This window comes from Microcoleus sp. MON1_C1 (assembly GCF_036701945.1).
In the GTDB taxonomy this organism is placed as follows: domain Bacteria; phylum Cyanobacteriota; class Cyanobacteriia; order Cyanobacteriales; family Microcoleaceae; genus Microcoleus.
This window is the reverse complement of record NZ_JAUBRO010000027.1, coordinates 66,596-80,709: the sequence shown is the minus strand read 5'-3', so window position 1 is coordinate 80,709 and position 14,114 is coordinate 66,596. Positions and strand designations below refer to the sequence as shown.

Sequence of the window (14,114 nt, the reverse complement as noted above, 5' to 3'; positions counted from 1 at the left end):
TTAAGGCTGCAAAATTAATTGCCATTCTCTGGCTGTGCTGTTCCAAGCGGGCGAGGAAGTCTCCCCGGCGACGAAAGGCCCCCAGTAGCGGCGAGAACCATCTTGAGCAAAAACCACCAGAATGTCTCCCCGTTTGACTTGTAACTTGCCCTCCGGCAGCGATAGCATCAGTCCCTTGCCACCGCCTTCCCCCGGCGCAAAATCCCAGTGCGCGGGTTTGCCGTAGGATTCCTTGGCTTGCCGTTTCGACAGCAGGGCCACTCGCACTGGGTGTTCGCTGCGGTTGCTGACGCGCAAAAGGCCGGAGGCCTTAGCATTTATAGGGATTGAGGAAAGCAATTCCTCCTCTGGATCTGGGGGGGTTGGTGTTGAGTCGGGCTTGGGCGCGGTGGCGGTGCCGGCAGAAGCTGTCGGGACTGGGGGAACCGGGGGTGTGCGGGGATGTGCGGTGGCTTGTGAGGGCCAATCGCTCGACTGATTTGAACTGTTGGAGATAGTGATTTCAAAACGTCCTAGAAACATTCCTGTAATTAGGACGATCCACACTCCAATTATGATCTGGTAAATTTTAAGATTCATAAATTTTAGGCTTAAAGGATAGGCTGCACTCGCAATTAGTCTTAACTATTTTTAATGTAAAACTAGGGGCTGCTGTGCCACAAGATACAGTTACACTTAATTACTTGAGCGTTCTCGGCTATAAATCCGCGATCGCTCAATACCATCTTAGATGTTAAATTTTATATTTTAGATGGCGACATACTCACCCCGGTAAGAATTTGAAGTTGGTCGGGAGGGGCATTTGTTTACTCATCGGTCTAGCTTTTAATACCAGTTGAAAAAAAGAGTGCCACTATAGCCCCGTACTCCAAACCCCAATAGTCATCAGTCATTCCGCATCTCAAATCTCAAATTTTACATCTCAAATGGTATAACTTTTATGCAGAATACCCGAATTAACAGATTAATTGATGTTCTGGGCGATCGCTTCCGAGGCTGGCTGAGCAATCCTTGGCGGCGGATTTCGCTCCTGATAATTAGCCTGCTGTTCGGCACTTTTTTGGGAACAGCTATTTCGACCATCGCGGGACAATCTGCGGATTGGGATATTATCGCGGCCGGGCTGTTGGTGTTGTTGACCGAGTTGGTGAACTGGCTGGTTTACGGCGGCCCGCGGTCTGCGGCTGGTTCTTTGTGGGTGGAGATGCTCAATGCTCTGAAAATGGGTCTGACTTACAATTTATTTGTGGAGGCTTTCAAACTAGGTTCTTAAAAAATGGTGAAATATTTGTCTGCTGTAGATAGTATTTACATAAACGTGTTCTTAAAAAAATCTTAATTTGAACTAGGGTGGGAATTTTTGAACTCTCCACGACCGGAGTTGGGGCTTGTATCCGTTTTGAGTGGGGTCAAATATTTGTCAATTGCAGATAGGATTTGTACACAACCCGCCCCCGCATCAAGAGTTTTGAGAAGATGGATCGATCGACTGTAACCCCTGTTGAAATTTTACATCGGTGGCACGCCGGCAATCGCCCGAGCCCTCCCGACTTCGAGCACCTGGCTGTTTGGGAACTTGCAGATGATTTGCGATCGCGCGCTTTTGGCATTACTCCCGACAATGCAGCCGATGTTGTCCGCTGCAAAACCGATTTATTCTTTTCTATTCTTGACGAACTGCATACTTTCCCGCTAAAGTCAACTGTTTTTCTCGAAACTTTGTGGAATCTTTGGCTGCCGCTGGCAATGCAATTATCGACTGCCAAACAAAGTTTAAACCGTCCTTTAATTCAAGGAATTTTAGGAGGGCAAGGAACGGGAAAAACTACTTTATGCCAAGTTTTGAGGCTGATTCTGGGAAAATTGGGATATTCTACTGTCAGCCTTTCTTTAGACGATCTTTACAAGAGTTATGCCGATCGCCAACAACTCCAAAAAGCAGATCCGCGTTTTATTTGGCGCGGCCCTCCCGGCACTCACGATATTGACTTGGGAATCGCAGTTTTAGACAAGTTGCGCGGTTCTCAAACTCACAATTTAGCAGCAGTTGACAATCCCAAATCTGATGCCCTCAAACCGGATATAATAAAAAATATAGAAATTCCCAGGTTTGACAAATCTGCCTATGGAGGTGCAGGAGATAGAAGTCAACCCGAAATTATTTCCGGTGCGGATATTGTACTTTTTGAAGGTTGGTTTGTCGGTGTTAATCCGGTGGTTGATGCCAAATTAAACGAGTTTTTGGCTGCTGCACCGTTTCCGATTTCCACAGAAAGCGACTGTCAGTTTGCGCGCGACATGAATGCGAAGCTGCACGACTATCTGCCGCTGTGGAACCGATTAGATCGGTTGATGGTTTTGTATCCCCAAGATTATCGCATTTCTCAAGTGTGGCGCAATCAGGCGGAACGGGAAATGATGGCGACGGGGAAGCCGGGAATGTCAGAAGCTGAAATTAATCGGTTTGTCGAATATTTCTGGAAAGCGCTGCATCCCGAGTTATTTATTAAGTCGATGGTTGAGGAGGGCGATCGGGTGGATTTAGTAATTGAAATTTTGGGCGATCGCACTGTCGGCAAAATTTGTCGGCCGATCGACTTAAAATTAAGCGATTAGAAAGACTTAAAACTAACGCTTTCAGGACACAACAATGTTGTGTCCCTACCCTATTGCAGCTTTTAAGGACACAACACTGTTGTGTCCCTACTGTATTGCAGCTTATCGTGCACTCACTTGACTATTCAGGACTTATGCAAAAAGTGATTTGACGCGCGAATTAGAGGGGTAAGGCGCGCCATAAGCACCCTACAATACAGAGGTTTTGCATCGAGGATGGAGAATTTCTAAATTAACTGCCAGGAGTACCAAGATCGAGCGCTTTCTGGATCAAATCGTCGGTAACTTCGCCCGGTGTACCAGAAGGCGTAATGTCGTGAGCCATCGAACGAAAAGCATCGGGATTGCCGCTTGTATCTGCCGGCAGTGGGATCTCTGTAGGAGCGGGAATAGCAAATTTAGGTGCAGTTGCAGCGGCTGCAGCTTCGGCGCCGGCACTCGTGCGATCGATGTCACTAACGCTGAATTCTTTTGAAGCTTCGTAGTCTGCTGATACATTAACGGTCGGCAACTTTTGTTCTCCAGCTTCCGCGCTTTCAGTGATCTGCTGAGCGTCAAAGTTTTCAATGTTATTGACTTCTGGATTGATTTCAGACATAGCCGACTCCTTGCTAGTTTTATTTAACAATGCACTGTATCAATTATTACTTGAATCCCAGCCTTTTTCATCTACCCGCAGATGTATCGTTGGCTTCTATCTTAAGGATGATTTATTCTAGGGTGGTGTGTTAACATTACACCACTTTCTGAAAATAATGCAACTTTAGGCAAGCTCCAAACCCATACATACTCAGCCATTCCCCATTGTTTAATCTCAAATCTCAAATCTCAAATCTCAAATCGTATTACCTCTAGGGGATGGTGACTTGCACTTACAAATCTTGATACTTATATATTCTGGAAACATTTTTAAGGAATTTTATTTATGAACTCACCCGCCGCGACCAATCCTCACTCTCTCTCCAACGACACTCAAAACATCGTTCAGGCAATCAACGGGTTGGGTACAGATGAAAAACTGGCGCTGCTCTACTTTGTTTATGAAAAAATGGGAGATTCAGTTACACCAGCCGCTCCCGCCGCCGCCGACCCACAATTAGCTCCCATGCTGCTCGATGATTTTTACAAGCTTTCCCATGACCAACAACTGAATATAATGCGCGGTATTGTCAACGGCGACGACACGCCGTATTCTCACGCTTACGGAGCTTTAACTGCTAACAATCAGTTGGTGGTTTGGTATGCTTGGGCTATTGGTATGGGGGAAACAATTGTCGATATCCCCGAAGGATATGAGGCAACTGAGGCTGTCAATGGCGTGTTGGGTCAAATTGAAGGTCTTGATTTTGAACAGCAAATTTCGGTGCTGCGCGACGTAGCTAATAGTATGGGCTACACCGATGTTAAACCAATTGCTACTCAGGCGGAAGTAGGGAAAACTTCTAGTCTTTAGAGAAGACTCGGCGGTTCAAACCGCGGCAGAGAGTCAAACCCAGCCTGCGGAGCGACTGAGCTTCGCCCAACGTCATCCGCAGACTGAAGAATAAAGCAGACATTAAAACCAAATTTAATATGATTAGCGGACATAAATAAACCTCATTGTGTCCGCTGATTTGTATATTAAATCCGGTTTTAATACTTGCTTTTTTTAGTTGCATGAGTATAGATAGTATGTCATGGCGATCGATCGCCAAACAATTGCTCGCCATGACTATTAGATCACTCTTGAGAGCGGCAATTTGCTGTAAATATAATACCAGTTTAACAAAGTCTTGCTACAGCACATTTCCACTGAGCGAACTACATTCACTCCACCCGCCCTATCGGGAAAAATCTTCTGATTGAAGGGGAGGAGAGGAGGCAGGATTATTCTTGTTTCCCCCCTTAATAAGGGGGGAATTGCGGGGGGTAAATTTGACTTTTGCAAGAACTCTAATCATCAATCTTATACCAATTATTAAAAGTCGAAGCACCCCGCGCCGGACTTAGGTCTGGGCGTTTCCATACCGATGCTCCCCTATAATCTATATATAGCCCTATTTTTCAGAAGTTCTAGAAAAAAAGTTTTCAGTCAGCAAGTGAGTTTTTTAGGGTAAACTTTACGCGGGAATTCCATCCGAAATACCGAACCTTTTTGGGGTTTACTTTCGGCAGTAATTGTACCGTCGATCAGCTTGACTAAAGAAGCACAAATAGCTAGTCCTAAACCGGTGCCTGGATATTGGCGAGTTGTGGTTTGGTCGCCTTGGTGGAACTTGTCGAAAATGTGGGGAACATCCTTTTCACAGATGCCGATTCCTGTATCCCGAACGGTTATACTTAGCCGATCGCAATTAAATTCCCGCACCTCAATGTAAATGCTGCCCTGATGTGTGAATTTAACCGCGTTGGAAACGAGATTGACCAAAATTTGCCGCAGGCGCGACTTGTCATTAACTATAAACTGATCCTGCAAGCAGACGCTGACGGCTATTGCCACGTTCTTATCGGTGGCTTGATTTCCGAATTCCCGGGCGACATCCATTACTAAATGCCCTAAATGAAATTTTTCAATTTTTAATTCTGTGCGGCCACTCTCGATTTTGGAGAGGTCGAGGATATCGTTAATTAGCAGTAGCAGGTTTTTGCCGTTATGTAAAATGCGCCCCACCATTTCTGTTTGCTGGGCGGTCAGCAGTTGTTTGTGCTGGCGCAGCAGCAATTGGGAAAAGCCGATAATCGAATTCATGGGAGTTCGCAATTCGTGGGACATGATGCCCAAAAATTGTGATTTTAACTTCGCTGCTTCTAGCAGTTGCAATTTTTGCTGTTGAATGCGTCGCGCCTGATTTTCCAGTTCTTCCTGCTGGCGAATTAGCAGCTCGTTTTGCAAGTCTAAAAGCTGTTCCTGTTTTTTTAATTTTTCGATCGCCCGCGCGCTGTTAATCGCGATCGCAGCTTGTTTTCCCATCACCGCCAGCAGTTGCTGAGTATGGGCGTCCATGGCCGTGCTGTCTTTCCCGTTGCCGATGGCCAACACACCCAAACGCCCGCTTTGCCCGGACTCGATCGCCGCTGCACAAGCCGCCGCCGGCAGCAAGCCGTCGCCAGACTCCGACCGCAACAGTACAGACTCTCCCGTCGCAAATGCTTTCCAAAGCAGCTTGTTTTGCACGTGCGGGGTTTTGCCCTTACCAAAGTTTTCCGTGCCCCCGACAGCGGTGAGTTTGAGGCCGCTGCAATCGTACTCCAGGAGAGCAACTAGGCAAAATTCCGCTCCTGCGATCGCCTCTACAGTCGCGTCCGCAATGCCTTGCAACAACTGACCCAAGCTACCCGCGCGCTGGCTCAACAGATTTGTAAACCGATCGATCGCGTGCAACTCCCGCCCGCTGTCCCTTACCGTTTCGGCTTCACACAACTTTTCTGCTGTGAAATTGTCTTCCGAGGGCACTTGATGGGGCAACAATTCTGGTTCTGCTTGGGGTTCGGGTTGAGTTTGTTGGAGCGCGTCCATATCTGTATAGGTTCCCACCCATTCCAAAACTTCCTGACTGTCTAGATTAGCGGGCGTTGCTCTGGCCAGATTCCAGCGGTAAGTGCCCTCCCGCGTCCGCAGACGAAATATAATTTCGTAACTTAGTGGCGGGAACTTAGAAGCCTGCGATCTCGCCAACAGACGAGAACGGTCTTCTGGGTGGATCTGCGCCAGATAGCCGAAACCCAAAGCTGCAGCTGCTGGTACCCCCGTATATTCCTCCCAGCGCGGACCTAAATAACTCACCCAGCCGTCGGCATACGCTTTCCAAACTATGTAAGGATTTGCCTCCCACAGGCCATCCTCCTGAGTTTGGGAGTCGCAAACTTGCGGTTGGGGGGATGTTATTTCAGATACTTTGTGTAAGATTTCAGAGCCGGAAAACTCCGACTGAAAAGACTTATTGCCGGGATACTGAGTCATAACAGGTTATATAAATAAGCATTGGACTTAAGCCCTAACACCGGCTAAAGACTCGTGCTGCTAGCTTTATTGATTTTGACGAGCCAAGTGCATCAAAATTTTTTATACTTTAAATTTATATGGGTAGTGGTATCTTTACCTCTATCAACGGGCGGACAATGAGATAATTCAGTTAAACTGTTGAAACATTGAGAGCTTACCTGTCCGGATCGGGCTCGTGCAGGCATCGCCGCAAAATAACTTAAAAATTAACTTGCATTCTGGGCGGCTACATGAGTATGCTTAAAAATGATGTGCAGCCTGTAAAACCCTAAATCAGGACACATTCTCAAATTTTCTCAGTTTAGCTGAGTCAGTTGACGATATTTTTAAAGTTTACTGGACTATTGGAAGAAAGATGAGTAAAATTCGCGTTGCTTTGATAGAAGACCATGACCTGACAAGAGTCGGCATCCGCACAGCTTTACAACAGCGTGACACGATAGAAGTTGTCGGGGATGCCGCTAACGCTACTGAGGGATTGAAACTGCTTCAGTCTTCAAAACCTGACGTGGCAATTGTAGATATTGGGCTGCCGGATTTTGATGGCATTGAATTGACACAAAAGTTCAAAAAAACGGTAGCGGAGTCCGATCCAGATACCAAAATTTTGATTCTGACTTTTCAGGACAATGAAGAAGAAGTTTTGGCAGCTTTTGCCGCCGGAGCTGACTCTTACTGCATGAAAGATATTAGCTTCGATCAGTTATTAGATGTAGTAAAAGTAACTCACGAAGGTAACTCTTGGATCGATCCGGCGATCGCCCGCATCGTCCTGAAACAAGCTCGCACTCAGGAGTCCGCGCCGGAAGAACCGAAGGCTGAGGGCAAAAGAGTCACAATTAAGGCTGCCGAACCCGAGTTTAGTCACATCATTGAGACTTACCCTTTAACCGAACGGGAATTAGAGGTTTTGGAACTGATAGTGCAGGGTTACAGCAATGCTGCAATCGCCGAAAAGCTTTACATTACTGTCGGTACAGTCAAGACTCACGTCCGCAATATTTTGAACAAGTTGTGTGCTGATGACCGCACTCAGGCTGCCGTTCTTGCCCTGCGTTCTGGCTTGGTTGGATGAAGCCTGAGCGTCAGGCAAAATCAAGTTAAAAGTAGGGTGCGCTGGGCGCACCTTACGGCCACTGATTTAGGGTGTGCAGTGCACACCGACTGACTAATTATTACCAAAAAATTATGGCAGGCAGTGTGCACCAGCCGAACAATTGTTTGTTGTTAAAAAATAGATAAAGTTTAAATCCGCATCTATCCCAGTACAGATATTTTTTTTACTTTTAAAAAAAGTCAATATACCTTAAGATAGATGCTAAAAAAATATCATATTAATAATACTTATTGTTGAGCGATCCCCAGTTAAATAAATTTCGCTCCCACTGCCAATATTGCGCGATATCACTTCATAAAAGGCGCAGGCCCAGGCCAGATTAAGATACTTTTAGGAATAGTTAAGCCTTAAAGAAATTATATCCGCAGAGCGATGCTGAGTTCGCTTAAATTAGCGAAATTAAAAGTATCAACTGTTAGTGAAATATTTTAGAAAGAGGTATTATGGCCGCTCCAATTGAATTCAAATTATTTGCTCCCTACAACAAAGGAGCTGCCTTGATTGGCTCTTTTTCTAATTGGGAAGAGATTCCGATGGAAAAGGACGAAGAGGGTTTTTTCCGCACGCGAGTTGAGTTGGAGGATGGCGTTTATCAATACAAATTCCGCGTTCAGTCGAAAAGCTGGTTTGTGGAAGCGGATCAGTGGGTAGATATAGTCGATCCCTACGCGACTGACATCGACGATCCCACTCAAAACGGCCTGGTTCGGATCAAAGACGGCGATCGCATTGTCGATACCTACGTCTGGAAACACGACGATAAACCGCTACCTGCCGATCGGGAATTAGTGATTTATGAAATGCACGTTGCTGACTTTTCGGGCGGCGAAGCCGATCCCCTGGCCCGCGGTCAGTACAAGCACGTTGTCGAAAAACTCGATTACCTAGTCGAACTCGGCATCAACGCGATCGAACTCATGCCCCTCAAAGAATACCCAGGCGACTACAGTTGGGGCTACAACCCCCGCTACTTCTTCGCTGCCGAGTCCAGCTACGGAACCACAGAAGAACTCAAAAACCTGATAGACGAGTGTCACGGGCGCGGCATTCGCGTCATCATCGACGGGATTTACAACCACGCGGAAGCATCGAGCCCCCTCACTCAAATCGATCACGATTATTGGTTTCACCACGAACCCCGCGATCCAGACAACAATTGGGGCCCGGAATTTAACTACGAATTCTATGACGAAAACTTAGGAACTTTCCCCGCACGCAGATTTGCTGGCGATACAGTCCGCTTCTGGATTCAAGAATATCATCTCGACGGCATTCGTTTCGACGCGGCGCGACAAATTGCTAACTACGATTTCATGCACTGGATCGTTCAAGAAGCCAAAAGTGTCGCCGGCCCCAAACCGTTTTACACCGTTGCCGAATACATTCCCGACGATCCCAGCATCACGAATCTAGACGGGCCGATGGACGGCTGCTGGCACGACAGTTTCTATCACTCCCTAATTCCACAACTCTGTGGCGACAATTTTGATTTAGAACGGCTCAAAGAGGTAATCGACTGCAAGCGGCAAGGTTACTTGGGTGCTACGAATGTAGTTAATTATTTGAGCAATCACGACCACGATCGCCTTTTTGCCGAATTGGGTTCGCGCGGCATTTTGGATGAAGCCGCCTTCAAGCGGGCGAAGTTGGGAACCGTACTGTTAATGACAGCAGTTGGCGTGCCGCTGATTTGGATGGGCGAAGAATTTGGCGAATACAAACCCAAAACTATTGAGCAATCTAAAATTGACTGGACGCTGCTAGGAAATGACCTGAATAAAGGTTTGTGGGAATACTACAAAGGCTTGATTCACCTGCGTAAAAATAACCAAGCACTTTACACAGAAAACATCGACTTTTTCCACGAAGACCCCGACTCGAAAGTTTTTGCTTACACTCGCTGGAACGATGAAGGTTCGAGAGTTGTAGTAGTGGCGAATATGTCGGAAAATTATTTAGCAGGTTACAGCGTGCCCCACTTCCCGGCAAACGGAACTTGGCACGAATGGACAGGGAATTATGATATTGAATCTGGCGATGACAATATTATGATTGACTTGCCGGAATACGAAGCGAAAGTGTTTGTTTGGCAGTAAGCTGTTAGGCATTGAAAGCACTGATTCCCAATTCAAAAATATCAGGACTGAAGTTCTTACTACAAACCCGAAAAAAAATGTTGGTAGTAATACCAATTTAATGTGAAGTTGCACATATCTCGATCCCCCTAAATCCCTCTTAAGAAGACCAACTTTGAGCGGAATCTTGTCCCCCCCTTATTAAGGGGGGCTAGGGGGGATCTGATTCTATGCAGCCTCATAAAAAATTGGTAGAAGAACTTGAGTTTTTTCTTAATTCCCCCAAAGTCCGAGAACGAATTTCCTGACTACAAACTTATAAGGGTTATTTGACAGGCTCCGAGTCCATTCACAACTCAAAACAGAAACTCTTTTGTATTCCGCTTCTTGATTGTTAATTTAAACTTCTTATTTCCTCAGATTGATTTTCTAAGCACAATTGGGTTATAGCCGCCGCCGGTATGGGTTTGCTAAAGAAGTAACCCTGACCCATATCGCAGTGATGGGATTGCAAAAACGCCAACTGTTCTGCTGTTTCCACTCCCTCCGCAATCACCTGTAAATTCAGGCCCTGTCCCAAGGCGATCGCCAGTTTCACAATAGTAGCACCGCTGCTGCCGGTCACCAAATCGGCCACGAAAGATTTATCTATTTTTAAATGATTGAGGGGAAAGTTTTTCAGAGACCACAGCGAAGAATAACCGGTGCCAAAATCGTCCAGAGAAATGTGAATTCCCATGTCCTGCAACTGCTGCAATACCGACACCGTAAAGCTCACATCTGTCATCGCAATGCTCTCGGTAATTTCTATTTCTAAATACTCGGGATTTAACTGGGTTTCTAATAAAATTTCAGCGATGATTTTTACCGTGTGAGGTTGCAGAAACTGGCGGGCTGATAAATTCACCGCTATCCGCATCGGCGGCAATCCCTGTAACTGCCACGCTCGATTTTGCAAGCAAGCAGTCCGCATCACCCATTCGTCAATCGGGCAGATTAATCCTGTTTCCTCAGCTAAGGGAATAAATCGATCGGGAGAAATCAAACCGCGTTCGGGATGCTCCCAGCGAATCAGAGCTTCCAGGCCCACTATTTTGCCAGTCTTTAAGTTTATTTGCGGCTGATAGTGCAGCACAAACTCAGAATTTTTTAGAGCTTTGTAAAGATTATTTTCTAAGTTAAGATCCTCGGAGACTTTACTGCCGATCGCCTGCGTGTAAAACTGATAATTATTGCGACCTTTCTGTTTAGCTTTGTACATCGCAGCATCAGCATTTTTCAGCAAAGTTTCTGCATCTTCTCCGTCATAAGGAGCCAAAGCAATTCCCAAGCTAGCCTTAATATAAAGTTCCAGACCCTCAAAATCAAAAGGACTGCTTAAACTCTGGATAATTAGCTGGCAAATTTTAGTTGCTTCCTCTGGGCTGTTGATATTGTACAGCAGCACAGTAAATTCATCTCCGCCCCAACGAGCCATCGAATCCCCCACGCGCAAACAGTCAGTCAAACGCCGAGATACACTTTGCAGCAACAAATCGCCCACTGGGTGACCGAGAGTATCGTTAACATTTTTAAATCTATCTAAATCTAGAAAAATTACCGCCAGCATTTCTCCATTTTGGTGAGCGCTAGCTAAAGCTAAAGACAGCCTTTCATTAAACAGTAATCTATTAGGTAAACCGGTTAATGGATCGTGAGAAGCTTGATGTCGGATCATTGCCTCGACGCGCCTCTGCATTGCAGCCATGTACAGGTGAGTTCCTAAAGATTGTGCTAGCTTCTGTTCTTCGCTGGTCCACTTTTGAGCTTCGCCTGTTTTGATTTCTTTCCAAGCTGCAAAGGACTGTCGGGGACGATCGTTCCGGGCGTCCGAACTGCAACGGCCCGCCCACAAAATTTCTGTTTCTATAGGGCTGCGAAAAACGGTGAGACAGCCGATGCACTGTTGGCGGTATTGCAGCGGTACTGCCAAAAATGAACAAATGGAAGCGGCGACTAAATTGGCAGATGCAGATTTAAGTTGAGGTTCTTTAGAAATATCGGAAATTGCGTACAAGTCCGGTACGATAAAATTGGGAATATTGCTGTCAATTGAATTGTAATGCTGGGAATATAGATTTTCAAAAATACCTAATTGGCTTGTATGATTAGCAGTTTGTGATCGATCGTCTTCGTTTGCCCTCCCCATAATCTGCTGCCAAAACGGGCTGAGTTCAAGGTCGATGTCCGGGGGCTGCTGGCCACAGGTATAAAGCAAAGCGGGCCGATCGCCAAACTCGGCTGCAAGGTAGAGTCGCCCTCCCGAACCGTGCAAATGCTTGACTGTTTGTTCGAGAACTGCTTTCCGAATTTCGTTGAGTTCTAGGGGAGAATGCAGCAAACTGGTAATTTGGTTGATAACGGCTTCGTCACGCGCTTGCTGTCTAGCTTGACTCAGGAGAAAAGATTGGGCGATCGCAATTGAAAGTTGATCCACAAGCAACTGCACCATTTTCAATTCTCGATCGCTAAACCGTTTCGGTTGGCTGTGGTGAGACACCAACAGCCCCCAAAGCTGATTTTGATGCACAATCGGCACCGTCAGAGAAGAACGTGCCCCCATAGCCTTCAGATATTCAGCGTGACACGGGTCTACAGGACTATAGCTAATATCTTCAACTGCTAAAGTTTTGCCGGTTTCGGGACAATCTAACCGATTAATTGTTTGATGCTTCAATTCCACATCTACAATCACTCGCTGGCGCGCTTTGAGAAACATTTCCCGAGCACTCTGGGGAATGTCGCCTGAGGGAAAGCGCAAACCCAGCATAGAGGACAAATTGTCGCCGTTGATCGACTCAGCAATTACCTCACCGCTACCGTCGGCCTCAAAGCGATAAACTTTTACTCGATCGCTATCTAAAAAGCTGCGGATTTCTCGCGCAGTTGTCGTCAAAATCTCTTGGAGTTCTAAAGAGTTGCGGATGCGATTGGTAATTCGATTGAGTAAAATCTCTTGTTGTAAAGTCGATCGTGACATTTGTCTAGCTTTGGTGCGGGTCATGCCTTTTGATCTCCCGGGCTGTTGACAGCATTTTTGCGAGCCACCGTCTTAAGTTGCCCTGTATTATACATTACTACACTTTCGCGGCCTCTAGGGCATTGACCCAACCCAACAGCTAGAAACTCCGTTTCTGGGGATCTTTCGGCTTTTTCGACAAATTTGGGTGATAAACCGGGTTTTTCACAGCACTTACAAGGCAAGGAAAGAGCAATCTGACAATGAGTGAGGACTCAAGTCCGATCGAGTTCGATCGGGACTCAAGTCCTCACTACAAAACAATTGCAGAGCTAGCAGACAAAAGGTATAGAGAAACCGGGTTGACCAAGCACTATAGTCCCCTCTGGAGGGAGAATACTGGTTGGTCAACCCGGCTGGTAAGTATTTATACCTTAAAAGGTCTCGTTAAGCCGACTCCCACAATTCCCGAATTCTGTCCGGCAAAAAGCCGGCTATTTCCTGAATTCGCTCCTCGGACAGCTCATCCTTCGTTGCCGAAAATACAGCCGCGATCGCAGTTTCCGGTTTTACTCCCGAAGGAAGTGCGCCTTCTAGTTCCACCCTCCGTGCAAACAAATTGCCATCGATCCCCGCAGGTGCAGGCGGGCCGGTCAAAGGCTGACGTATCCGGCTTAGCAATCCCACCAGCGGATTTGTATCTTTCCACAGGTCTGCTATTTCTTGTTGCAGGGTTTTGTCATCCGTAGGCAAAACTTCTTTGTGCAATTCAGATTCCACGTGCTCGATGGCATCTTTTGTCATCACATCGCGCATGACCCGGTACACTACTTCGGTAATGTCCCTGGCATCAAAAATATCCTCCAAGTGACCGTTTACCATCACTTTTTCCAAAAACGGCATATCCTTTGAAGCGATAGGAACTGCCGATCCTTCGTGGTGGAGCGATGTCGGAGGATTCGTCTCCATTTTGTGTAACAGTTTGCGGCCTTTGTCTGTTAACTCAGCTTCTTGAAATGCCACTAAAGGCGGCAATAACTCAGCTCCTCCGTAAGGCTCGCCACTAAACTGAGCTTTGATAAATTCTCTTTGGTTGAGGTAGTCCAAATGACCTAGCAATTCCGCTTCCGCCACCGGGTGACCGACATATTCTTCCGCTGCGTTCCTAATTTCCGACTCTCCCTTGGCGTTGCCGCTGCCAATCTTTTTGAGCAAAATGTAAGTCAGGTCGTCTCTGATTGGAATTGTCATTAAAACCTCCTAGGTTAATATCCGGTAAAGCTCATGTAAAAACTAAATTTTTTTTACTGGCTTAAATTGTGATTT

The 14,114-nt window shown here is 46.3% G+C and carries 11 protein-coding genes; 5 read left to right on the top strand and 6 right to left on the bottom strand.

Going from position 1 to position 14,114, the window contains the following annotated elements; translation table 11 throughout:
• The gene (locus QUA62_RS16850; RefSeq protein WP_333405580.1) at positions 1-579 is read right to left on the bottom strand and encodes a hypothetical protein; all 579 of its coding nucleotides are present in this window, start codon (positions 577-579) and stop codon (positions 1-3) included.
• Positions 580-940: 361 nt separating this feature from the next.
• On the opposite strand from QUA62_RS16850, the gene QUA62_RS16845 reads away from it, so the two are divergent.
• On the top strand, positions 941-1,273 hold the full coding sequence (locus QUA62_RS16845) for a DUF565 domain-containing protein (protein ID WP_333405579.1): 333 nt from the start codon (positions 941-943) through the stop codon (positions 1,271-1,273).
• 203 nt (positions 1,274-1,476) lie between these two features.
• Positions 1,477-2,616, top strand: coding sequence for a glycerate kinase (locus QUA62_RS16840; protein WP_333405599.1), 1,140 nt, complete (start codon positions 1,477-1,479; stop codon positions 2,614-2,616).
• A gap of 232 nt (positions 2,617-2,848) precedes the next feature.
• Here the strand turns inward: QUA62_RS16840 and QUA62_RS16835 are convergent, their stop codons facing one another.
• Complete coding sequence (locus QUA62_RS16835) at positions 2,849-3,214, bottom strand: hypothetical protein (protein WP_333285213.1); 366 nt, start codon at positions 3,212-3,214, stop codon at positions 2,849-2,851.
• A gap of 327 nt (positions 3,215-3,541) precedes the next feature.
• Here QUA62_RS16835 and QUA62_RS16830 point away from each other — a divergent pair, with 327 nt between their 5' ends.
• Positions 3,542-4,069, top strand: coding sequence for an orange carotenoid protein N-terminal domain-containing protein (locus QUA62_RS16830; RefSeq protein WP_333285215.1), 528 nt, complete (start codon positions 3,542-3,544; stop codon positions 4,067-4,069).
• Here QUA62_RS16830 and QUA62_RS16825 read toward each other — a convergent pair.
• Positions 4,059-4,325 (bottom strand): hypothetical protein, encoded by a 267-nt coding sequence (locus QUA62_RS16825; protein WP_333285217.1) that lies wholly within the window; start codon positions 4,323-4,325, stop codon positions 4,059-4,061. The genes QUA62_RS16830 and QUA62_RS16825 overlap by 11 nt on opposite strands.
• Before the next feature lie 362 nt (positions 4,326-4,687).
• Positions 4,688-6,556: an ATP-binding protein gene (locus QUA62_RS16820; RefSeq protein ID WP_333405578.1), complete on the bottom strand. Its 1,869-nt coding sequence runs from the start codon at positions 6,554-6,556 to the stop codon at positions 4,688-4,690.
• A 397-nt stretch (positions 6,557-6,953) separates the two neighbouring features.
• Between QUA62_RS16820 and QUA62_RS16815 the strand changes: the two genes are divergently transcribed.
• Complete coding sequence (locus QUA62_RS16815; protein ID WP_190662814.1) at positions 6,954-7,673, top strand: response regulator transcription factor; 720 nt, start codon at positions 6,954-6,956, stop codon at positions 7,671-7,673.
• Between the two features lie 485 nt (positions 7,674-8,158).
• Complete coding sequence (locus QUA62_RS16810; RefSeq protein ID WP_333405577.1) at positions 8,159-9,811, top strand: alpha-amylase family glycosyl hydrolase; 1,653 nt, start codon at positions 8,159-8,161, stop codon at positions 9,809-9,811.
• Between the two features lie 373 nt (positions 9,812-10,184).
• Here QUA62_RS16810 and QUA62_RS16805 read toward each other — a convergent pair whose 3' ends face one another.
• Both QUA62_RS16805 and QUA62_RS16800 read right to left on the bottom strand, forming a co-directional pair.
• Positions 10,185-12,833, bottom strand: coding sequence for an EAL domain-containing protein (locus QUA62_RS16805; RefSeq protein WP_333405575.1), 2,649 nt, complete (start codon positions 12,831-12,833; stop codon positions 10,185-10,187).
• 402 nt (positions 12,834-13,235) lie between these two features.
• On the bottom strand, positions 13,236-14,039 hold the full coding sequence (locus QUA62_RS16800) for a DUF2267 domain-containing protein (RefSeq protein ID WP_333405573.1): 804 nt from the start codon (positions 14,037-14,039) through the stop codon (positions 13,236-13,238).
• Positions 14,040-14,114: the final 75 nt, after the last annotated feature.